The following is a 20,224-nucleotide window of genomic DNA, read 5'->3' on the forward strand; positions in this document are numbered from 1 at the left end:
GCGCCAAAGCACGCCCGGCGGCGAACGGTCCGTTACATCAAGCCCTGTGCCGGGACCGCCTTGCCATTGCGGATGGCATCCTGCACCAGCGCTTTGAAGTTGCGCTCGGCTTCGCGGCTGGCCTTGGCCTGCTCGCGGCCCAACTCACCCATGCGGCGCCCCAGTTCGGCCATCGGTTTGCTGGCTTCGGCCATCTGCAGGTTAAGCGCCTTCATCGGCGCGTGGTTGCGGTGCAGCCCGGCCATTTTCTCGGCCATATCGCGCTGCAGTTGCGCCATTTCCCGTTGCGTCGGCGCCATCTCGCGGTGCAGCGCCGCTTCCAGTTCGCGGTATTTGCGCAGGCTTTCCTTGCTCTGGTCGTGGTTCAGCGTTTCGCTGGCGGCGACCATGCGCGCGGCGATGGCTTCCTGCTTGGCCGCCAGGGCTTCCATCTGGCGCTCCAGCCGCTGGCGCTCCGCCGCCACAGGGCCGCTGTCGAAATCGCGGGTCAAGACGTCGATCCGCGCGGCCAGGCCGTCCATGACCTTGGCCTGCAGGTCCATCCGCTTGCCTTGCGCGTCCATTCGCTCGCCGAGCTCGCTGACGGGCTTCCACAGCTGCCGCACCCTGGCGATGACCGCCGGATCCTGGATCAGATAGGTTTTACCGCCTTCGCGGTACCAGACGAAGTCGCCCTTGGCGCTCGAACGCAGTTCGGCGATGCGGCGCATGTCGTCGGACGAGCCGGAAACCTGGACCTGGTCGATATCCCTGGTGACGATCGCATAGGCACGGTCGCCGCCGTTGACGGACAGGTTGATCGCGCTGTCGCCGAACGAGAAAGGCGCGGCTGGCGCGGGCGGTGCCGCCGGCGCGGCGGGAAGCGCCGGGGCTGCCGGCGCCGCCGGAATTGCGGGCAAGGCCGGCAGCGCGGGAGCGGCGGGGGCGGCAGGGGCGGCAGGCGCGGCCGGTGCTGCAGGGGCGGCAGGGGCGGCAGGCGCGGCCGGTGCTGCAGGGGCGGCCGGTGCCGCAGGCGCCGCGTCAGCGACGGCGGGAACCTCTGGCGGCTCAGGTGGCTGGGCCGGCTCCGGCAATTCAGGCAACGCTGGAAGTTCGGCCATGTCGGCGGCCGGCGCGGCGTCGGCCGCCATGTTGGCGGCGGGCGCGGCGTCGGCGACCGTTTCCATGGCGGCAACCGCGCCCGTCATCGCCGCCGGCGGCTGCGGCGCGGCCTGCGCATACAACACGGCGCTGGCCGCGAACAGGCCGATCAGGGGTACGGCCATCTTCCAGCTGACCGGTTCAACATCGGGACGCAGCAGGCGTTTAATACGAGACATGAGATTTCCTCCGTGAGCCGCGTGGGCTAGTTGTGTGGTATCGAACTGGAATTTATCCAGCTCGGACAAGGCCTTTGCCAGCATCTGCGGTTGACCGAGCATGGCGACTGCAAGGTCATCGGCGATTTGTTCTCGCTCTACACGGATACGGCGCGACAAGGCCCAAACACTAGGGTGATAGAACAGCACGATTTCCACCGCGCTTTGAATGAGGTTAATCAGATAGTCCCGGCGCTTGATGTGCGCCAGCTCGTGCGCCAGCAGCGCCTCGAGCAGGTTGGGCGCCATGCCGGTGATCAGCGAGGCCGGCACCAGCACGATGGGGCGCCAGCAGCCGGCCGTGATCGGGCTGTCGAGCAGGTCGGCCACGCCGAGGCGCACGTGTTGCGGAATCTCGAAGCGGCGCGCCATCTCGGACAGGCGGCGCTGCCAGTAATGGTTGACGGTGTAGTGGTCATTGCGGGTGCGCTCGGCAACCCACTTAAGGCCGATGGCCAGGCGCAGCGACATCAGCGCGGCGCCGGCCAGCCACAGGCCGACGATCCACGCCAGTTGGCCACGCAACGTGGCTTCCCAGCCGGCCAGGGTACCATCGTCGATCAATGCGGCTGCGGCGGCGGCGCCCGACTGGGCGGCGTCGGCGCTGGCTGAGAGGACGGCGGGAATCAATAAAGCGGCGGCGCCAAGTCCGGCGCCGGCACGCGCTGCGGCATCGGCCGCGTTGACCTGCACGATGACGCTGGCCAGCGGCAGCGCCGCGCACAGCAACAAGCCGGCGCAGGCGACCGCGTAACGCGTCTGCGGACGCGCCTTGCGCAGCAAAAACAGTGCAAGCGACACACCCCAGCCGATCAGCAGCCCTTGCCAGATGAAGTGCAGCAGCGCCCAGCCGATGGCTGGCACCAGGGCGGACAGGGCGCTAGCCATGGAGGCCCGCCCGCCGTGAATTCATGCGTATGCGTAACTTGATGCGTAACTTGATGCGTAAATTCGTCATGCCGCACTCCCCGGTCGATGGATGTAGAATAAATTATCTAGAACGCCGTGTCTAGAACTTTTTTTCTACATCCATTCAATGCAGCGATCGCGCCTAGTAGATCACGACCGAACGGATCGATTCGCCGCTCTTCATCAGGTCGAAGCCCTCGTTGATGCGCTCGAGCGGCAAGCGATGGGTGATCAGGTCGTCGATATTGAGCTTGCCTTCCATGTACCAGTCGACGATCTTCGGCACGTCGGTGCGGCCACGGGCGCCGCCGAAGGCCGAACCCTTCCACACGCGCCCCGTCACCAGCTGGAACGGACGGGTGGAGATCTCCTGCCCCGCCGCCGCCACGCCGATGATGATCGACTGGCCCCAGCCCTTGTGGCAGCACTCGAGCGACTGGCGCATCGTGGTGGTGTTGCCGATGCACTCGAAGCTGTAGTCGGCGCCGCCGTCGGTCAGCTGGACGATCGCGTCGACGACGTTTTCCACCTCGGTCGGGTTGATGAAATGGGTCATGCCGAACTTGCGCGCCATTTCCTGGCGGGCCGGATTGATGTCGACGCCGATGATCTTGTCGGCGCCGACCATCTTGGCCGCCTGGATCACGTTCAGGCCGATGCCGCCCAGGCCGAACACGACGACGTTGGCGCCCGCCTCCACCTTGGCGGTGAACAGCACCGCGCCCACGCCGGTGGTCACGCCGCAACCGATGTAGCAAACTTTATCGAACGGCGCGTCCTCGCGGATCTTGGCCAGCGCGATTTCCGGCACCACGATGTAGTTGGAGAAGGTCGACGTGCCCATGTAGTGGTAAATCGGCTTGCCGTCGATGGAGAAGCGGCTGGTGGCGTCGGGCATCAGGCCGCGTCCCTGGGTCGAGCGGATCGACTGGCACAGGTTGGTCTTTTGCGACAGGCAGAATTTGCACTGGCGGCATTCCGGCGTGTACAGCGGAATGACGTGGTCGTCCTTCTTGAGCGATTTGACGCCGGGGCCGACGTCGACCACCACGCCGGCGCCCTCATGGCCCAGGATGGCGGGGAAGATACCTTCCGGATCGGCGCCGGACAAGGTGTAGTAATCGGTGTGGCAAATGCCGGTGGCCTTGATCTCGACCAGTACCTCGCCCTCGCGCGGTCCGCCCAGCTCCACTTCCTCGATCGTCAGCGGCTGGCCCGCTTGCCATGCAATGGCGGCTTTGGTTTTCATTGTTTGTCCTCTGGCTGGTGAATACGGGAGACCGGAACGGCAAACCGTTGCGGTGATCCGTCATGATAGCAAGCCAGAGGCCGAACGGGGATATTGCCCGTCCTTGACGCGCTATTGCGGCTCGACCGGCATCGCCGGGCCGATGGCCAGCAAGTCCGACACGGTGCGCCACAGCTGGCGCGGCGAGGTCCACGGCTTGGGCAGGAAGCTGCTGCCGGCCATGTGGCGCTCCGGATGGCGGGCCGAGTACAGCAGCACGCGGGCGTCCTGCTGGTGTTGGTGCAAACCATGCAGCAAGGCGCCGCCGTCGCCGTCCTGCAGGTCGGGATCGATCACCACCAGCGCGAACTGCTCGCGGCGCAGCAGGTCCTGGGCGGCGGCCATCGTCGCCACATGGGTCACCTGGGTTTCCGGCACCAGCAAGGTGGCCAGCACCAGCGCGGCGTCGGCGTCGCTGTCGATGTGGAGCACGCGCGGCGCGGCCGCGTAGATGGAAAAGCCGATCGCGGCGCCGCCTTCCTGGTCGCTGAATGGACGGAAGGTGTCATTGGAATAATCGTTGGTCATGGTGTTCTCCGCACAAGGCTGAAATCAATGCATAGCCGGCAGCGCTGGTGTAAAAGCTGTCGGGAGCAGGTCGGCGGAGTTGGGCCGAGGAGTTGAGACGGTCGCGGGGGAATGGCGGCCGGAGCTGCGGCAGGCGGAGGTGAGGCCCTGCGGCGGCGGAATGCTGTGCTGCTAATTGTGTGCTACTGATATTCTGTGTTGCTAGTTGACAGTGTACAACAAAAATTCCACAAGGAAACAGAAAAGGCAGGAAATTCCTGCCTTGATGTACAACAATAACGCCGCTGTCTACTTTTTCAGACGTTGGTTAAAGGCCGCATGCAGGCCGTTTAACGTTTCCTCGGCGGCCAGCAGCTGGTCGGCCACCTCGTTGACCTTGCGGCGGTTGGAGCGGGCGTGGTCGCGCAACACCTCGAACGCCGTGTTGCGGTCGGTCTGGAATTTGCACATCAGCAGGCCCACGGCCAGGCTGGTCTCGCGGCCGGCGGCCAGCGCGGCGTTCAGATTGAGCTCGGTGCGGCGCAGCTGGCGGATCTCGTCGGCGCGCGCCAGGCCGGCGGCGAACGCCGGCATCAGGTGCTTTTCGTCGACCGGTTTGACCAGGAAGCCGACCGCGCCGTACGAGGCGGCCTGCTTGCCAGCGTCGGCGTCGCCGCGTCCGGACAGGAACATGAACGGCACCGAACTGGTCGCGTGCAGCTGCTTGGCCAGTTCCAGCCCGGTCATGCCGGGCATGTGGATATCGAGCAGCGCCAGATCCGGTTCGCGCTGGGCGATCACGTTCAGGGCCTGCTCCGCCGACGACGCCTTGAGGATGTCGTAGCCGGCATTGCCGAGTACTTCGCCCAGGAAGTCGAGCAGCAGTTGGTCGTCGTCGACGATAAGGATCAGACGCTTGGGGCTAGGAGAAACTGGCATGTGACGGCAACCTTGGGCTATTGCTAACGGCCCAATTATAAAGCGGAAAGACCCTTCTGCTGGAATGATTTGCTGGTGTTGTGTATGACAAACATCGACGCGAACTGGCCGACCGCGCCGGCCACGCTTTCAGCTTGATAGACGCTGCTGATGGCCGCGACCATGCCGGCGCCGCGCGCGACCAGCGGCGCCGCGTTCTCCGGCGTCATGCCGCCGATGACGACGGTGGGAACGCTGATCGTTTCGCGCGCCTGGTCGAGGATCTCCGGGCGCGTGGTGACGGCGTATTGTTTAACACGGGACGGGTAGAAGCCGCCGAAGGCCACATAGCTGGCGCCGGCCCGCTGCGCCGCCAGCGCGCGCGGCATGTCGCCGTAGCACGAGGCGCCGATGATCTTGTCGGCGCCGAGCCGGGCGCGCACCTGCGCGACGTCGGCGTCGGTGCCGCCGAGGTGCACGCCGTCGGCGCCCGTTTCCAGGCACAGGTCGACGTGGTCGTTGACGATGAACGGCACGCCGTAGCGCCGGCACAGCGCCAGCAGCGCGCCCGCCTGCTCCAGGCGCAGCGCGCTTGCCGCCTCCTTGTGGCGGTATTGCAGCAGCGCGACGAGGTTACCGCCGCCGACGCCGTGGCCCACGCCGGCGTCGAGCGCCTGTTCGCTGGCGTCCAGCAGCCGCGCGGTGTCGTCCCAGTTGGGGGTGACCAGATAAAGTCCTTGCATGGTGTGTTCTCCTGATTTTAGTGTGGGTCTAGCGCAGCGGAATGCGCTGGCCGGGGGCGACCGTATAGGCGTCGCGCAGCGCGGCGTTGCAATAGTACTGCGCCTGGTCGAGCGCGCAGCCGGTCGGCGTGCCCAGCGCCAGCTGGCCGGCGATGGCCGAGGCGAGCGTGCAACCGCTGCCGTGGAAGCCGCCGTCCAGGCGCTGCCAGCGCCATTGTTGCGTGGCTGGCGGGGTGTTCCCGGGTTCGGCGCCGGGGCCGAACCAGCGATTGACCACCTCGTCGCCGTCGCCGTGGCCGCCGGTGATCAGCACGTGGCGGCAGCCCAGCGCGCGGAGGACCTGGGCCTGCGCCTGCGGGTCGGGCGTGGCGTGTCCGCTCAGTGCCAGCGCCTCCGGACCGTTGGGCGTCAGCACCGTCACCAGCGGCAGCAACGGCGCCAGCGCCGCCACCGCGTCGCCGCGCGACAGCGTGTCGCCATGGCCGCTGGCCAGCACCGGGTCGAGCACCACCGGCAGTTCCGGTTGCAGCGCGCGCAACGCGCGGATCACTTGCGCGATCGCCAGCGCGTTGGCGGCGCTGCCGGGAATGCCGATCTTGACGGCGGCGATCGCGATCTTGCCGGTCAGCGCGCGGGCCTGGCGCAGCACCAGGTCCGGTTCGACCGGTTGCACCTCGTAGGCGCGGTCGTTGTCCTGCACCGTCAGGGCGGTGACGACGCACAGCGCGTGCGCGCCCTGCCCCGCGACCGCCTGTGCGTCGGCGACGATGCCGGCGCCGCCGGAAGGGTCCATCCCGGCGAACACCAGCACGCACGGCCGCGCGGCCGCGCCGGGCCCCGTCGCCGTCATGCCAGCCGGCCCGCCATCGGCGACGACGGCGAGGCGGCGAACTTGCGCGCGATGCGCCCGGCCAGATAAGCCTCGCGGCCGGCCTGCACGCCCAGCTTCATGGCGCGCGCCATGCGCACCGGGTCGCGCGCGCCGGCGATGGCGGTGTTCATCAACACGCCGTCGCAGCCCAGCTCCATCGCGATGGCGGCGTCGGAGGCGGTGCCGACGCCGGCGTCGACCAGCACCGGCACCTTGGCCTGGTCGATGATCAGCGACAGGTTCCACGGATTGAGGATGCCCATGCCGGAGCCGATCAGCGACGCCAGCGGCATCACCGCCACGCAGCCGATGTCCTCGAGGATCTTGGCCTGGATCGGATCGTCGCTGCAGTAAACCATGACGTCGAAACCGTCCTTGACCAGGATCTCGGCCGCGACCAGGGTCTCCGGCATGTGCGGGAACAAGGTCTTCTCGTCGCCCAGCACTTCCAGCTTGACCAGCTTGTGGCCGTTGAGCAGCTCGCGCGCCATCTGCAGGGTGTAGACCGCGTCCTTGGCGTTGTAGCAGCCGGCCGTGTTGGGCAGGATGGTGTACTGCGACGGCGGCAGCACGTCCAGCAGGCTGGGCGCCTTCGGGTCCTGGCCGATGTTGACGCGGCGGATGGCCACGGTGATGATCTCCGCCCCGGCGGCGTCGGTCGCGTCGCGGGTTTGCTGCAAGTCCTTGTATTTGCCGCTGCCGACCAGCAGGCGCGATGTGTATTGCTTGCCGGCGATGGTCAGCAGGTCTTGGGATGGTGCGTTCATATAGTAGTCCTCTCAGTTCCAACCCGCATGCCTTTGCCTGAGCGCAGGCGTCGCCGCTTAGGGGTCGTACCCCGTACGGGGTACGACCCCGCGTGGGGGTGCGGGTTTGCATAAATTAGCCGCCGCCGATGGCGCGCACGATGTCCACTTTGTCCAGCGGCTGCAGCACCCGCTGAGGCCATTGCTGGCGCGGCACCACCGAGCGGTTGACCGCCAGCGCCAGCGCTTGCCCGGTCAAGGACAGCGCGTCGACCAGCTGGGCCAAGGTCTGTTGCGGCGGCACCTCGTGGGGCGCGCCGTTCAGTTCTATCGCAATCGGCTCTATCGAAATGCTCGCGTCGTTCATGCCGGCCTCACAGCTTGCGATACAGCTCGGCGCCGTTCTTGATGAACTCCACCGCCTTGACCTGCATGCCCTGCTCGATCGCCACGCCGTCGCTCATGCCGTTGGCGGCGGCGTACTCGCGCACCTCCTGCGTGATCTTCATCGAGCAGAAATGCGGGCCGCACATCGAACAGAAATGCGCCACCTTGGCCGAATCCTTGGGCAAGGTCTCGTCGTGGAACTCGCGCGCCTTGTCCGGATCGAGGCCCAGGTTGAACTGGTCGTCCCAGCGGAATTCGAAGCGCGCCTTCGACAGCGCGTTGTCGCGGATCTGCGCGCCCGGATGGCCCTTGGCCAGGTCGGCGGCGTGCGCGGCGATCTTGTACGTGATGATGCCGTCCTTGACGTCGTTCTTGTCCGGCAGGCCCAGATGTTCTTTCGGCGTGACGTAGCACAGCATCGCGGTGCCGTACCAGCCGATCTGCGCGGCGCCGATGCCGGAAGTGATGTGGTCGTAGCCGGGCGCGATGTCGGTGGTCAACGGTCCCAGGGTGTAGAACGGCGCCTCGTGGCACTGCTCCAGCTGCAGGTCCATGTTCTCCTTGATCAGCTGCATCGGCACGTGGCCGGGGCCTTCGATCATCACCTGCACGTCGTGCTTCCAGGCGATTTGCGTCAGCTCGCCCAGGGTTTTCAGTTCGCCCAGTTGCGCCTCGTCGTTGGCATCGTAGATCGAGCCGGGACGCAAGCCGTCACCGAGCGAGAACGACACGTCGTAGGCCTTCATGATTTCGCAGATCTCTTCGAAGTGCGTGTACAGGAACGATTCCTTGTGGTGCGCCAGGCACCACTTGGCCATGATCGAGCCGCCGCGCGAGACGATGCCGGTCAGGCGCTTGGCCGTCATCGGCACGTAGCGCAGCAGCACGCCGGCGTGGATGGTGAAGTAGTCGACGCCCTGCTCGGCCTGCTCGATGAGGGTGTCGCGGTAGATTTCCCAGGTCAGGTCCTCGGCCTTGCCGTTGACCTTTTCCAGCGCCTGGTAAATCGGCACGGTGCCGATCGGGACCGGGCTGTTACGGATGATCCACTCGCGCGTTTCGTGGATATGCTTGCCGGTCGACAGGTCCATGACGTTGTCGCCGCCCCAGCGGATCGCCCACGTCATTTTTTCGACTTCCTCGCCGATCGACGAGGTGACGGCCGAATTGCCGATGTTGGCGTTGATCTTGACCAGGAAATTGCGGCCGATGATCATCGGCTCGATCTCCGGGTGGTTGATGTTTGCCGGGATGATGGCGCGGCCCCGCGCGATCTCCTCGCGCACGAATTCAGGGGTGATCTCGGCCGGGATGCTGGCGCCGAACGATTGGCCCGGATGCTGGCGGCCCATCAAATCGGCCAGGCGCTGGCCCATCGGCCCGGAGCCCTTGAGGTTTTCCAGGTACTCCTTGCGGCGCAGGTTTTCGCGGATCGCCACGAACTCCATCTCCGGCGTGACGATGCCCCGGCGCGCGTAGTGCATTTGCGTGACGTTGGCGCCGGCGCGCGCGCGGCGCGGCTGGCGGTGCAGGTTGAAACGCAGTTCGGCCAAGGCGGGATCGGCCAGGCGCGCCTTGCCGTAGTCGGAGGTCGGGCCGTCGAGCTCCTCGGTGTCGCCGCGCTCCAGTATCCACGGCAGGCGCGGGGTGGCGGCCAGGCCGGAGCGGATGTCGATCACCGCGTCCGGATCGGTGTACGGGCCGGAGGTGTCGTAGACGTAGACCGGCGGATTGGCCTCGAAGCCGAACGACGCGGGCGTGTCGGCCTGCGTGATTTCGCGCATCGGCACGCGGATGTCAGGCCGGCTGCCTTCGACGTAGATCTTGCGGGAATTGGGTAACGGTTTGATCGCTGCCTCGTCCACGGTGGCGGTGGCGGACAGGAATTTGGGATTGGCGTTCATTTGGCTCCTTGGTTGGCTACAGGAGCCAGCAAAGGAGGTTGGACGGCGCCGCGCCCGGAATGTGAGGGGGTGGCGGCGTTGTCCTAAGCTTCCCTTCGCTGGCATTATCCAGATCAGGTTCGGAGGGTATTTCTCACCCGCTCACCGTATTGCATTGCTTTCAATACGATGTGCAGGACCCCTAGCGTGTGCCGCCTTGCGGCAGCGGGGCGATTATAACAGAGAGGCGCGGGCGCCGATAAGTAGATTCGAACCGCTCACCGGGCACAACGCAACCACGTTGCGGCCCGCGCCACCGATACTGGCACACCTCGACAGCACTTTACGCGCCCCGCCATGACCCACTACCCTGCCTCCGATTTGCGCGCCGTCCCCTGCCTGCTGATGCGCGGCGGAACCTCGCGCGGCCCGTTCTTCCTCGAGTCCGATTTGCCGGCCGATCCGGCCGCGCGCGACCGCGTGCTGCTGGCCGCGCTGGGTTCTCCCGACAGCCGGCAAATCGACGGCCTCGGCGGCGCCCATCCGCTCACCAGCAAGGCCGGCATCGTGCGCAAGAGCACCACCGCCGGCGTCGACCTGGACTTCCTGTTCGCCCAGCTGCAGCCGGACGGCGACACGGTCGACCTCACGCCCAACTGCGGCAACATGCTGGCGGCGGTGCTGCCGTTCGCGCTCGAACGCGGGCTGCTGCCGGCCGGCGACGGCGCCACCACGGCGCGCATCCTGACCCTCAACACCGGCATGCAATGCGACGTCACCATGCCGACGCCGGGCGGCCGCTTGCGCTACGGCGGCGACGCGCGCATCGACGGCGTGCCCGGCAGCGCCGCGCCCATCAGCATCAACTTCCTCGACACGGCCGGCTCGGTGTGCCCGGCGCTGCTGCCCAGCGGGCGCCGGATGGACCGGATCGCCGTGGCGGCCCGGGCCGGCGGCGCCGGCGCCGCCGGCTTCAACGTCGCGCCGTACGAGATCGACGCCACCCTGATCGACAACGGCATGCCGATGGTGCTGGTGCGGGCGGCCGACTTCGGCCTGACCGGCCACGAATCGGTGGCGGCGCTGAACGCCGACACCGACCTGCGCGCCAGGCTCGAGGCGCTGCGCCTGACGGCCGGCCCGCTGATGGGACTGGGCGATGTGACGACCAGGAACTATCCGAAGATGTGCCTGGTCGCGGCGCCGCGCGCCGGCGGCGCGCTGGCCACCCGCTGCTTCATTCCGCACCTGTGCCACGAGGCGATCGGCGTGCTGGCCGCCGTCACCGTGGCCACCGCCTGCGTGCTGCCCGGATCGGTCGCGGCCGGCCTGGCCGCCGGCTTGGCCGCGATCCCGGACGGCATGCCCAAGACGCTGTCGATCGAACATCCCGGCGGCGAGTTCAGCGTGGAGCTGGCATTCGCCCCCGGCGAGCCGGAGCGGGTGGCCAGGGCCGCCCTGCTGCGCACCGCCCGTCCCATCATGCGGGGCGAAGTCCTGATCCCCGGCCATCTCTAAAAAGGAAGCACCCCATGCGCAAGCCCTTGATCATCGATTGCCACGGCCATTACACCACCGCCCCCAAGGCGCTGGAGGAATGGCGCAAGCGCCAGATCGCCCACCTCGACAACCCGGCGCTGGGGCCGAAAGCGTCCGAGCTGCGGATCGGCGACGACGAGCTGCGCGAGTCGATCGAACTGAACCAACTGAGGCTGATGCGCGAGCGCGGCTCGGATCTGACCATCTTTTCGCCGCGCGCCAGCTTCATGGCCCACCACATCGGCAACGCCGGCACCAGCGCCACCTGGGCCGCCCTCTGCAACGAGTTGTGCGCGCGCGTGGCCGGCCTGTTCCCGGACCACTTCATCGGCGCGGCCATGCTGCCGCAGTCGCCCGGCGCCGATCCGCGCGGCTGCGTCGCCGAGCTGGAGCGATGCGTCAAGGACTACGGCTTTGTCGGCGTGAACCTCAATCCCGATCCGTCGGGCGGGCATTGGACCGCGCCGCCGCTGTCGGACAAGTGCTGGTATCCGCTGTACGAAAAGATGGTCGAGTACGAGATCCCGGCGATGATCCACGTCAGCACCAGCTGCAACGCCTGCTTCCACACCACCGGCGCGCACTACCTCAACGCCGACACCACCGCCTTCATGCAATGCCTGACCAGCGACCTGTTCTCGGACTTCCCGACGCTCAAATTCCTGATTCCGCACGGCGGCGGCGCCGTGCCGTACCACTGGGGGCGCTTTCGCGGGCTGGCGCAGGAGCTCAACAAGCCGCTGCTGGGCGAGCATCTGTTGAACAACATTTTCTTCGACACCTGCGTCTACCACCAGCCCGGCATCGACCTGCTGACCCGGGTCATGCCCGTCAAAAACGTGCTGTTCGCCTCGGAGATGATCGGCGCCGTGCGCGGCATCGATCCCGAGACCGGCCACCACTACGACGACACCCGGCGCTACATCGAGGCGGCCGATTTGACCGACGCCGAGCGCCACGCCATTTTCGAAGGCAACGCGCGCCGGGTCTACCCGCGCCTGGACGCCGCCCTGACCCGGAAAGGATATTGAGCATGAGCATGAACATGAGCATGAGCATGAGCACGCCCCTGATGCACCAGCTGGGCGTCGTCAAGCGCGGCGTCGCGCGCGCCGACCTCGCCCAGGTCGACCTGCTGGGCGGCTTCGGCAGCGCCACCGTGCACGAGGCCATGGGCCGGGTCGGCCTGATGAAGCCCTATATGCGGCCGATCTACCCCGGCGCGCAGGTGTCGGGCACGGCCGTCACCGTGCTGCTGCATCCGGGCGACAACTGGATGCTGCACGTGGCGGCCGAGCAGATCGCGCCCGGCGACATCGTCGTCGCCGCCCTGACGGCCGAGTGCTCCGACGGCTACTTCGGCGACCTGCTGGCCACCAGCTTCATGGCGCGCGGCGCCAGGGCGCTGGTCATCGACGCCGGCGTGCGCGACGTGCGCGTGCTCACGGACATGGGCTTTGCCGTCTGGAGCAAGAATATCAGCGCCAAGGGCACGATCAAGGCAACAATCGGCTCGGTCAACATTCCGGTGCTGTGCGCCGGCGCGCTGGTCCACCCGGGCGACGCCATCGTCGCCGACGACGACGGCGTCGTCGTCGTGCCGGCGGCCGACGTCGCGCGCGTGGCCGCCGTCGCCCGGCAACGCGAGGACCTGGAGGCGGACAAGCGCGCCCGGCTGGCCGCCGGCGTGCTGGGGCTGGACATGTACGACATGCGCGGCGCGCTGGCGCAGGCCGGCCTGCGCTATATCGACTAGATCCATGGACTAGACCCGGCGGCCGGCCGCCGCCGGTGCGTGGCGAAAATCCGACGCCCGGCCGCTTCCATGTGGCGAGGTGGGCCGTGGTGGACTTCGGCTGATGTATAGTCGATTTATGCCACAATGCAACTTCCATCGTCCCGCCGCCGTTCCCCGCGATGCCGCCCCCGCGGCGGGCCGGCCGTGGCAGTGGCAGCTGCTGCTGGCGCTGTCGGCCCTGCTGCTGGCGCTGTGCGTGTCCCCGCGCGCCGCCGTCGCCGCCGAACCGGACCGCTGGGCGGCGCTGACCCACACGGCGTTCAAGCACCAGCCCTATGCCGACACCGGCGCCGGCCTGTGTTTCGCCCAGGACCGCGCCGGCTTCGTGTGGATCGGCACCCAGACCGGGCTGGTGCGCTGGGACGGCAACCGGCCGCGCAAATTCGTCGCCGCCCCGCTGCGCGACGACGCCCTGCCGGACAATTACATCACCAGCCTGCTCGTCGACGGCGCCGGGCGCCTGTGGGTGGGCACCAGCTCGGGCGGCCTGGCGCGCTACGACGCCGAGCGCGAGACCTTCACCCGCTTCCCGCACGGCCCGTCGGGCCTGGGCAACGCCCAGGTCACGGCGCTGGCCGACGACGGCGCCGGCGGCGTGTGGGTGGGCACCGGCGGCGGCCTCGATCACATCGACGCCAAGGGCGCGGTCACGCGCGGCGCCGCCACCACCGCGCCGCTCGACGCGCGCGCGGTGCCGGCCCACCCGGTCGGCACCCTGCTGCGCGAGCGCGGCGGCACGTTGTGGATCGGCACGCGCGAAGGCTTGCTCAGACTCGAGCGCGGCGCGCCGGCGCCGGTGGCCGTCGCGCTCGAAGGGCGCGACGGCGCCAACATCAGCACCCTGATGCAGGACAGCTCGGGGCGGATCTGGATCGGCACGCGCAACCACGGCGCCTTCGTCATCGACCCCGGCAGCGCGGCGGCGCGCGCGGTGCGCGAGGGCGGCCCGGCGCCGACCTTGGACCGGGAGCGCGTCACCGCCATCGTCGAGGCCGGACTCGGCGAGGTCTGGCTGGGCACCGACGGCGCCAACGGCGGCATCGTGGCGGTCGATCCGCTGCTGGGCACCACCCGCCGCATCCGCCACCAGCCCGACACCCCCGACTCCCTGTACGAAAACGATGTGCTGGCGATGTTCCGCGAGCGCAGCGGCATCCTCTTTGTTGCCACCATGGGGGCGCTGAGCCAGCACGATCCGCTGCCGCGCGCGGTGACGACGATACGGGCCACCGGCGCCGTCGCCGCCAACAAACTGAGCGTGCCAAGCATGCTGGCCCACCCGGACGGACGGCTGTGGCTGGGCGTGGTGGGCGGCGGCATCGACATCATCGATCCGCAACTGGGGACCGTCGCCCACCTGACGCCGGCGCCGCCGGGCACACCCGGCGCGCTGCCGACCGGCCGCGTGCTGGGGATGACCCTGGGGCGCGGCGGCACGGTCTACCTTGGCACCGAGCAGGGCCTGTACCACGCCAACGCCGACGGCGGCGGCGTGCGCCGCCTGGCCGTGCCGCAACGCCGCCCCGAGGCGGCGGTGTGGGCCCTGGCGCTGGTCGGGGACGTGCTGTGGGTCGGCGGCATGGACGGCTTGTGGGCCCTGTCGGCCCCATCGGCCGACGCCGGCGGGCCCCTGGCGGTGCTGCGCCACGAACAGCACAGCCTGGGCGATCCGCGCGTGACGTACCTGCTGCCGGTCGACGACGGCATCTGGGTCGGCACCCGCGTCGGCCTGGCCATGGTGGCCTACGGCGGCGGCGTCGAGATGGTGCCGACGGCGCTGGCCGAAGCGGACCGCCTGCCGCCCGGCTACGTATCGTCGCTGCTGCTGGACCGCCAGGGGCGCCTGTGGCTGTCGCAGTTCGGCACCGGCATCGTCATCCTCGAGCGCACCGACGCCGACGGGCGGCGCCGCTTCCGCCGGCTCGGCACCGCCCACGGGCTGGAGGACAGCGGCGCCAACATGCTGCTCGAGGACGCCGGCGGCGCCATCTGGGCCAGCACCGACGCCAACCTGGCGCGGATCGATGCGCGCACCTTCGCCATCCGCACCTACGGGCCGGCCGACGGCGTCCACATCCCCACCTACTGGACCGCCTCGGGCGTGCGCACGGCGGCCGACGAGCTGGTGTTCGGCGGCCTGTCGGGCGTGACGGTGCTGCGCCCGGAGCGCCTGCGGCAGTGGGACTACCGCCCGCCCGTGGTGGCCACGCGCCTCCTGGTCAACGACCTGGAGGTCCCGGCCGGCCGCTATAACCACGGCCATGGCGAAGGCGGCGGCAAGCCGGCGCCGATCGCGGTCACGCCCGAGGGACGCGGGCGCGGCTTCTCGCTCGAGTTCGCCGCGCTGGACTACTCGGCGCCCGAGCGCAACCACTACACCTACCGCCTGGCCGGCTTCGATGCCGACTGGATCAAGGCCGACGCGACGTCGCGCCGGGCCGGCTACACCAACTTGCCGCCGGGCGACTACGTGCTGCAGCTGCGCGGCTCGAACCGCAACGGCGACTGGTCGGCGCCGCTCGAGGTGCCGGTCAGGGTGATGCCGGCGTGGCACCAGCGCCCGCTCGCGCGCATCGCCGCCGGCCTGCTGGCGGTGGCGATGCTCATCGCGCTGGTGCACGCCCGCACCACCCTGCTGCGGCGCCGCCAGCGCGAGCTGCTGGCCATGGTCGATGCCCGCACGGCCGAGCTGCGCGCCACCCAGTCGCAGCTCGAACAGCTGGCCTACGGCGACCCGCTCACCGGCCTGGCCAACCGGCGCCTGTTCAACGACGAGCTGCGCCACCTGGTGGCGCAGGCCGCGCGCGGCGGCCCCGGCTTCACCTTGCTGTTGATCGACCTCGACCACTTCAAGCAGGTCAACGACACCCTGGGGCACGACGCCGGCGACGCCCTGCTGGTGGCCGCCGCCGCGCGCCTGCGGGCGGCGGTGCGCGAGACCGACCGGCCGTTCCGCCTCGGCGGCGACGAGTTCGCCGTGCTGCTGGGCCAGACCACCGAGCGCGCCACCATCGAACCGGTCTGCCTGCGCATCCTGGAGAACCTGGCGCAAGCGCTGCCGCACGGCGCGGTCACGATGCGCATCAGCGCCAGCGTCGGCGCCGCCGTCCACGACGGCGGGGACGGCCGGGACGGCCAGGAGGGGCGGGACGGCAATCCTGGCACCCACGAGGAGCTCTACAAGCGCGCCGACGTGGCGCTGTACCGGGCCAAGGCCGCCGGGCGCAACGGCTGGCACCTGGCCGGCGACGATTGATTTTTTAACACGCCGGCGGCGGCGGCGGCGGCGTCCGCCGTCGCGTCATCTATAATGGTCGTTTTCGCGTACGCGCGTTTCACCATCCACTACCTACATCAGCCAAATCATGGAATTAGCCAAGTCTTTCGAGCCTGCCGACATTGAACAATTCTGGCGCACCGAGTGGGAACAGCGCGGTTACTACGCCGCCACCCTCGACGCCGGCAAGCCTTCTTTCAGCATCCAGCTGCCGCCGCCGAACGTGACCGGCACCCTGCACATGGGCCATGCCTTCAACCAGACCATCATGGACGGCCTGACCCGCTACCACCGCATGCTCGGCCACAACACCGCCTGGATCCCCGGCACCGACCACGCCGGCATCGCCACCCAGATCGTCGTCGAGCGCCAGCTCGACGCGCAAAAGATCTCGCGCCACGACCTGGGCCGCGAGGCCTTCGTCAAAAAGGTCTGGGAGTGGAAGGAAAAATCGGGCTCCACCATCACCGGCCAGATGCGCCGCCTGGGCGCTTCGCCCGACTGGCAGCGCGAATACTTCACGATGGACGAGACGCGCTCGAAGGTCGTCACCGACGTCTTCGTGCGCCTGCACGAGCAGGGCCTGATCTACCGCGGCAAGCGCCTGGTCAACTGGGACCCGGTGCTGGGCACGGCCGTCTCCGACCTCGAAGTGGTGTCCGAAGAGGAAGACGGCTCGATGTGGTACATCCGGTATCCGCTGGCCGACGGCAGCGGTTCGCTGACGGTGGCCACCACCCGTCCCGAGACGATGCTCGGCGACGTCGCCGTAGCGGTCGATCCGACCGACGAGCGCTACGCGGCGCTGGTGGGCAAGATGCTGGTGCTGCCGCTGGTGGGCCGCGAAATCCCGATCATCGCCGACGAATACGTCGACAAGGCCTTCGGCACCGGCTGCGTGAAGATCACGCCGGCGCATGATTTGAACGACTACGCGGTCGGCCAGCGCCACAAGCTGCCGATGCTGTCGATTATGACCCTGGAAGCGAAGATCAACGACGAGGCGCCCGAGGCGTACCGCGGCATGGACCGTTTTGTCGCGCGCAAGCAGATCGTCGCCGACCTCGACGCGCAAGGCTTGCTGGAACAGGTCAAGCCGCACAAGCTGATGGTGCCGCGCGGCGACCGCACCGGCGTCATCATCGAACCGATGCTGACCGACCAGTGGTTCGTCGCCATGAGCCAGCCGGCGCCGGAAGGCACCTTCTTCCCGGGCAAGTCGATCGCCGAGGTCGCGCTGGAGAAGGTCGCCAGCGGCGACATCAAGTTCGTGCCGGAAAACTGGAGCACCACCTACAACCAGTGGCTCAACAACATCCAGGACTGGTGCATCTCGCGCCAGCTGTGGTGGGGCCACCAGATCCCGGCCTGGTATGACGAGGCCGGCAACATCTTCGTCGCCAAGACCGAGGCCGAGGCGCTGGCCAAGCAGCAGGCGGCCGGCGGCACCGGTCCGCTGCGCCGCGACAACGACGTGCTCGACACGTGGTTCTCGTCCGCGCTGGTGCCGTTCTCGACCCTGGGCTGGCCCGAGGAAACGCCGGACCTGAAAGCGTTCCTGCCGTCGTCGGTGCTGGTGACCGGCTTCGACATCATCTTCTTCTGGGTGGCGCGCATGGTGATGTTCACGCTGCACTTCACAGGCAAGGTGCCGTTCGAGACCGTGTACGTGCACGGGCTGGTGCGCGACTCGCAGGGCCAGAAGATGTCCAAATCGAAGGGCAACACGCTCGACCCGATCGACCTGATCGACGGCATCGGCATCGACGCGCTGGTGGAAAAACGCACCACCGGCCTGATGAACCCGAAGGCGGCCGAGAAGATCGCCAAGGCCACGCGCAAGGAATTCCCGGAAGGCATCGCCGCCTACGGCACCGACGCGGTGCGCTTCACGATGGCGTCGTACGCCTCGCTGGGCCGCAACATCAACTTCGACCTGGGCCGCGCCGAGGGCTACCGCAACTTCTGCAACAAGCTGTGGAACGCCACCCGCTTCGTGCTGATGAACACGGAAGAGAAGGATTGCTCCGCTAGCGTCGCCGACCTGTCGAACGCCGACAAGTGGATCATCTCGCTGCTGCAAAAGGCCGAGCAGGACGTGGCCAAGGGCTTCGCCGACTACCGCTTCGACAACATCGCCTCGACCATCTACAAATTCGTCTGGGACGAGTACTGCGACTGGTATCTGGAAGTGTCCAAGGTGCAGGTGCAAAGCGGCACCGAAGGCCAGCAGCGCGCCACCCGCCACACCCTGCTGCGCGTGCTGGAAGTGGTGCTGCGCCTGGCCCATCCGGTGATCCCGTTCGTCACCGAGGCGCTGTGGCAGGCGGTCGCGCCGCTGGCCGGCAAAGCGACGGCAGACAGCGGCCAGTCGATCATGACGCAACCGTACCCGATCGCCAACACCGCCAACATCGACGAGGCGGCCGAGGCGTGGATGCAGCAGCTCAAGACGCTGACCGACGCCACCCGCAACCTGCGCGGCGAAATGCAGCTGGCGCCGTCGCTGCGCGTGCCGCTGATCGTCGAGGCGGGCAATGCGGCCGACAAGGCGGCGATGGAAGGCTTTGCGCCATACATCCAGTCGCTGGGCAAGCTGTCGGAAGTGCAGATCGTCGACGCGCTGCCGGAATCGCCGGCGGCCGTGGCGATCGTCGGCACGACCAAGCTGATGCTGAAGGTGGAGATCGACGTCAAGGCCGAGCGCGAGCGGCTGTCGAAGGAGATCGCGCGCGTCGAGGGCGAGATCAACAAGGCCAACGGCAAGCTGTCGAACGAAAGTTTCGTCGCCCGCGCGCCGGCCGAAGTGGTGGCGCAGGAGAAGGAACGCGTGGCCAACTTCTCGGCGACGCTGGACAAGATGCGCGAGCAATTCGCCAAGCTGCCGGCCGCCTGATCAGCTAGCACGCCGGGGCGAGCCAACCGCCCTGGAAAATCAGCCGGTTCTTCTTCAAGGAAGCCAGCAAGTCAAGGAAGCCGCGCGGTGCGAACCGCGCGGCTTTTTCAATTCCCGGAAGGGATGCCCATTTTTTGGGCGTTTTACTAAAACCCGCTAACCCTGACTACCTCTCGATAGTCAGCACTACTTTGCGCGAGTTCGCACTAATGTGGAACTAAAGAGTGCTAATCCGTTCTAACGAATAAGCGTCTGAAGAATAGTGTCGATTAGCAATCTTTAGTAAGGGTTCGCGCATCCGCTACGGCCCACTCTTGATAAAATTTACTTTTTAGCAATTTCATGTTCTAATTGGCTATCTTTTTTGATACCTAACGACATGAAAAAATACATCACGGCAGTTTTGAGCGGTCTCTTGTTGTCCGCCTCCGCGCACGCGGCCACGGTCACCTACAACTACACCGCGTCCGTTTATCTGATTTACAACTACGATTACACCCAACCCTTTCCGTTGTCGCCCGGATCGATCGCGTTGGGCGACGGATCCGTCGGCATCGGCGACGTCTATCACGGCCAGTTCAGCTATGACACCGCCACGCCGCTCCACACCAATCCGAACGACTACGATCCGACCTACTCCGGTGCCGCGCCGCTGAACGCCTCAACCGCGCAATTCGCCAGCGGCGTGACGTTCGCGTCGACCCCGGGCGCGGCCCAGTCCAGTATTGGCCTGTTCGATAACAATCCGTATCTGCACGACTACCTCACCCTTAGCGCCTACGCGGACGGCGACGTCGGTGAACGCTCAATGACCTTCAACTTCGCCACCGACAACGAGTCGGCCTTGAACGGCATGACGATCCCGGGCTCGCTGAACGCGTTCGGGAGTCGCTTCATCTACTTCTCCGGACGGATCAGCCCTACCTCGACGTACACCATCATGGCCAACATCGACTCGCTGACGCCGGCCGGCACGGCCGTCACGGCGGTACCGGAGCCGGAGACCTACGCGATGCTGCTGGCAGGTATCGGCCTGGTTGGCTGGAGCGCCAGCAAGCGAAAGAAAGCGGTCGCGGCCAGTTAATCAGGTAGCAAGCCAGGTAG

15 protein-coding genes and 1 riboswitch are annotated in these 20,224 nt (G+C 67.6%); of the genes, 6 read left to right on the forward strand and 9 right to left on the reverse strand.

Features of this window, described 5'->3' with window-relative positions; translation table 11 throughout:
- Positions 1-32: 32 nt before the first annotated feature.
- The 9 genes from NHH88_28985 to thiC all read right to left on the reverse strand — a co-directional run bounded on the left by NHH88_28985 (position 33) and on the right by thiC (position 9,631).
- Complete coding sequence (locus NHH88_28985; GenBank protein USX13640.1) at positions 33-2,246, reverse strand: M48 family metalloprotease; 2,214 nt, start codon at positions 2,244-2,246, stop codon at positions 33-35.
- A 163-nt stretch (positions 2,247-2,409) separates the two neighbouring features.
- Complete coding sequence (locus NHH88_28990; protein ID USX13641.1) at positions 2,410-3,516, reverse strand: S-(hydroxymethyl)glutathione dehydrogenase/class III alcohol dehydrogenase; 1,107 nt, start codon at positions 3,514-3,516, stop codon at positions 2,410-2,412.
- A gap of 111 nt (positions 3,517-3,627) precedes the next feature.
- Positions 3,628-4,083, reverse strand: coding sequence for a response regulator (locus tag NHH88_28995; protein USX13642.1), 456 nt, complete (start codon positions 4,081-4,083; stop codon positions 3,628-3,630).
- Positions 4,084-4,371: 288 nt separating this feature from the next.
- Complete coding sequence (locus NHH88_29000; protein USX13643.1) at positions 4,372-5,001, reverse strand: response regulator; 630 nt, start codon at positions 4,999-5,001, stop codon at positions 4,372-4,374.
- A gap of 35 nt (positions 5,002-5,036) precedes the next feature.
- On the reverse strand, positions 5,037-5,723 hold the full coding sequence (gene thiE, locus NHH88_29005; GenBank protein USX13644.1) for a thiamine phosphate synthase: 687 nt from the start codon (positions 5,721-5,723) through the stop codon (positions 5,037-5,039).
- Between the two features lie 28 nt (positions 5,724-5,751).
- Positions 5,752-6,573, reverse strand: coding sequence for a hydroxymethylpyrimidine/phosphomethylpyrimidine kinase (locus NHH88_29010; GenBank protein ID USX13645.1), 822 nt, complete (start codon positions 6,571-6,573; stop codon positions 5,752-5,754).
- Positions 6,570-7,361 carry a thiazole synthase gene (locus NHH88_29015; protein USX13646.1) on the reverse strand — a complete coding sequence of 264 codons (792 nt, stop codon included), beginning with the start codon at positions 7,359-7,361 and terminating at the stop codon, positions 6,570-6,572. Before NHH88_29015 ends, NHH88_29010 begins: the two co-directional genes overlap by 4 nt.
- Before the next feature lie 115 nt (positions 7,362-7,476).
- Positions 7,477-7,707, reverse strand: a complete 231-nt coding sequence (gene thiS / locus NHH88_29020) for a sulfur carrier protein ThiS (GenBank protein USX13647.1) — start codon at positions 7,705-7,707, stop codon at positions 7,477-7,479.
- Between the two features lie 7 nt (positions 7,708-7,714).
- A complete protein-coding gene (thiC, locus tag NHH88_29025; GenBank protein ID USX13648.1) occupies positions 7,715-9,631 on the reverse strand; it encodes a phosphomethylpyrimidine synthase ThiC in 1,917 nt (638 codons plus the stop codon).
- Between the two features lie 73 nt (positions 9,632-9,704).
- A riboswitch (TPP riboswitch) is annotated at positions 9,705-9,824 on the reverse strand.
- 143 nt (positions 9,825-9,967) lie between these two features.
- Between thiC and NHH88_29030 the strand changes: the two genes are divergently transcribed.
- The 6 genes from NHH88_29030 to NHH88_29055 all read left to right on the forward strand — a co-directional run bounded on the left by NHH88_29030 (position 9,968) and on the right by NHH88_29055 (position 20,204).
- A complete protein-coding gene (locus NHH88_29030) occupies positions 9,968-11,128 on the forward strand; it encodes a 4-oxalomesaconate tautomerase (GenBank protein USX13649.1) in 1,161 nt (386 codons plus the stop codon).
- A 26-nt stretch (positions 11,129-11,154) separates the two neighbouring features.
- A complete protein-coding gene (locus NHH88_29035) occupies positions 11,155-12,180 on the forward strand; it encodes an amidohydrolase (protein ID USX17467.1) in 1,026 nt (341 codons plus the stop codon).
- 26 nt (positions 12,181-12,206) lie between these two features.
- On the forward strand, positions 12,207-12,905 hold the full coding sequence (ligK, locus tag NHH88_29040; protein ID USX17468.1) for a 4-carboxy-4-hydroxy-2-oxoadipate aldolase/oxaloacetate decarboxylase: 699 nt from the start codon (positions 12,207-12,209) through the stop codon (positions 12,903-12,905).
- Between the two features lie 103 nt (positions 12,906-13,008).
- On the forward strand, positions 13,009-16,203 hold the full coding sequence (locus tag NHH88_29045) for a diguanylate cyclase (GenBank protein ID USX13650.1): 3,195 nt from the start codon (positions 13,009-13,011) through the stop codon (positions 16,201-16,203).
- 109 nt (positions 16,204-16,312) lie between these two features.
- Positions 16,313-19,120 carry a valine--tRNA ligase gene (locus NHH88_29050; protein USX13651.1) on the forward strand — a complete coding sequence of 936 codons (2,808 nt, stop codon included), beginning with the start codon at positions 16,313-16,315 and terminating at the stop codon, positions 19,118-19,120.
- Positions 19,121-19,499: 379 nt separating this feature from the next.
- Positions 19,500-20,204: a PEP-CTERM sorting domain-containing protein gene (locus NHH88_29055; GenBank protein ID USX13652.1), complete on the forward strand. Its 705-nt coding sequence runs from the start codon at positions 19,500-19,502 to the stop codon at positions 20,202-20,204.
- Positions 20,205-20,224 lie beyond the last annotated feature (20 nt).

This window comes from Oxalobacteraceae bacterium OTU3CAMAD1 (genome assembly GCA_024123915.1).
Classification (GTDB): Bacteria; Pseudomonadota; Gammaproteobacteria; order Burkholderiales; family Burkholderiaceae_D; genus Rugamonas.

Excerpts from the sequence above, each read along its gene's own strand:
- NHH88_28990 (USX13641.1), bottom strand. The coding sequence starts at position 3,516 with ATGAAAACCAAAGCCGCCATTGCATGGCAAGCGGGCCAGCCGCTGACG.
- ligK (USX17468.1), top strand. The coding sequence starts at position 12,207 with ATGAGCACGCCCCTGATGCACCAGCTGGGCGTCGTCAAGCGCGGCGTC.
- thiE (USX13644.1), bottom strand. The coding sequence starts at position 5,723 with ATGCAAGGACTTTATCTGGTCACCCCCAACTGGGACGACACCGCGCGG.
- thiC (USX13648.1), bottom strand. The coding sequence starts at position 9,631 with ATGAACGCCAATCCCAAATTCCTGTCCGCCACCGCCACCGTGGACGAG.
- NHH88_28985 (USX13640.1), bottom strand. The coding sequence starts at position 2,246 with ATGGCTAGCGCCCTGTCCGCCCTGGTGCCAGCCATCGGCTGGGCGCTG.
- thiS (USX13647.1), bottom strand. The coding sequence starts at position 7,707 with ATGAACGACGCGAGCATTTCGATAGAGCCGATTGCGATAGAACTGAAC.
- NHH88_29055 (USX13652.1), top strand. The coding sequence starts at position 19,500 with ATGAAAAAATACATCACGGCAGTTTTGAGCGGTCTCTTGTTGTCCGCC.
- NHH88_29050 (USX13651.1), top strand. The coding sequence starts at position 16,313 with ATGGAATTAGCCAAGTCTTTCGAGCCTGCCGACATTGAACAATTCTGG.
- NHH88_29010 (USX13645.1), bottom strand. The coding sequence starts at position 6,573 with ATGACGGCGACGGGGCCCGGCGCGGCCGCGCGGCCGTGCGTGCTGGTG.
- NHH88_29030 (USX13649.1), top strand. The coding sequence starts at position 9,968 with ATGACCCACTACCCTGCCTCCGATTTGCGCGCCGTCCCCTGCCTGCTG.
- NHH88_29045 (USX13650.1), top strand. The coding sequence starts at position 13,009 with ATGTATAGTCGATTTATGCCACAATGCAACTTCCATCGTCCCGCCGCC.
- NHH88_29000 (USX13643.1), bottom strand. The coding sequence starts at position 5,001 with ATGCCAGTTTCTCCTAGCCCCAAGCGTCTGATCCTTATCGTCGACGAC.
- NHH88_29015 (USX13646.1), bottom strand. The coding sequence starts at position 7,361 with ATGAACGCACCATCCCAAGACCTGCTGACCATCGCCGGCAAGCAATAC.
- NHH88_28995 (USX13642.1), bottom strand. The coding sequence starts at position 4,083 with ATGACCAACGATTATTCCAATGACACCTTCCGTCCATTCAGCGACCAG.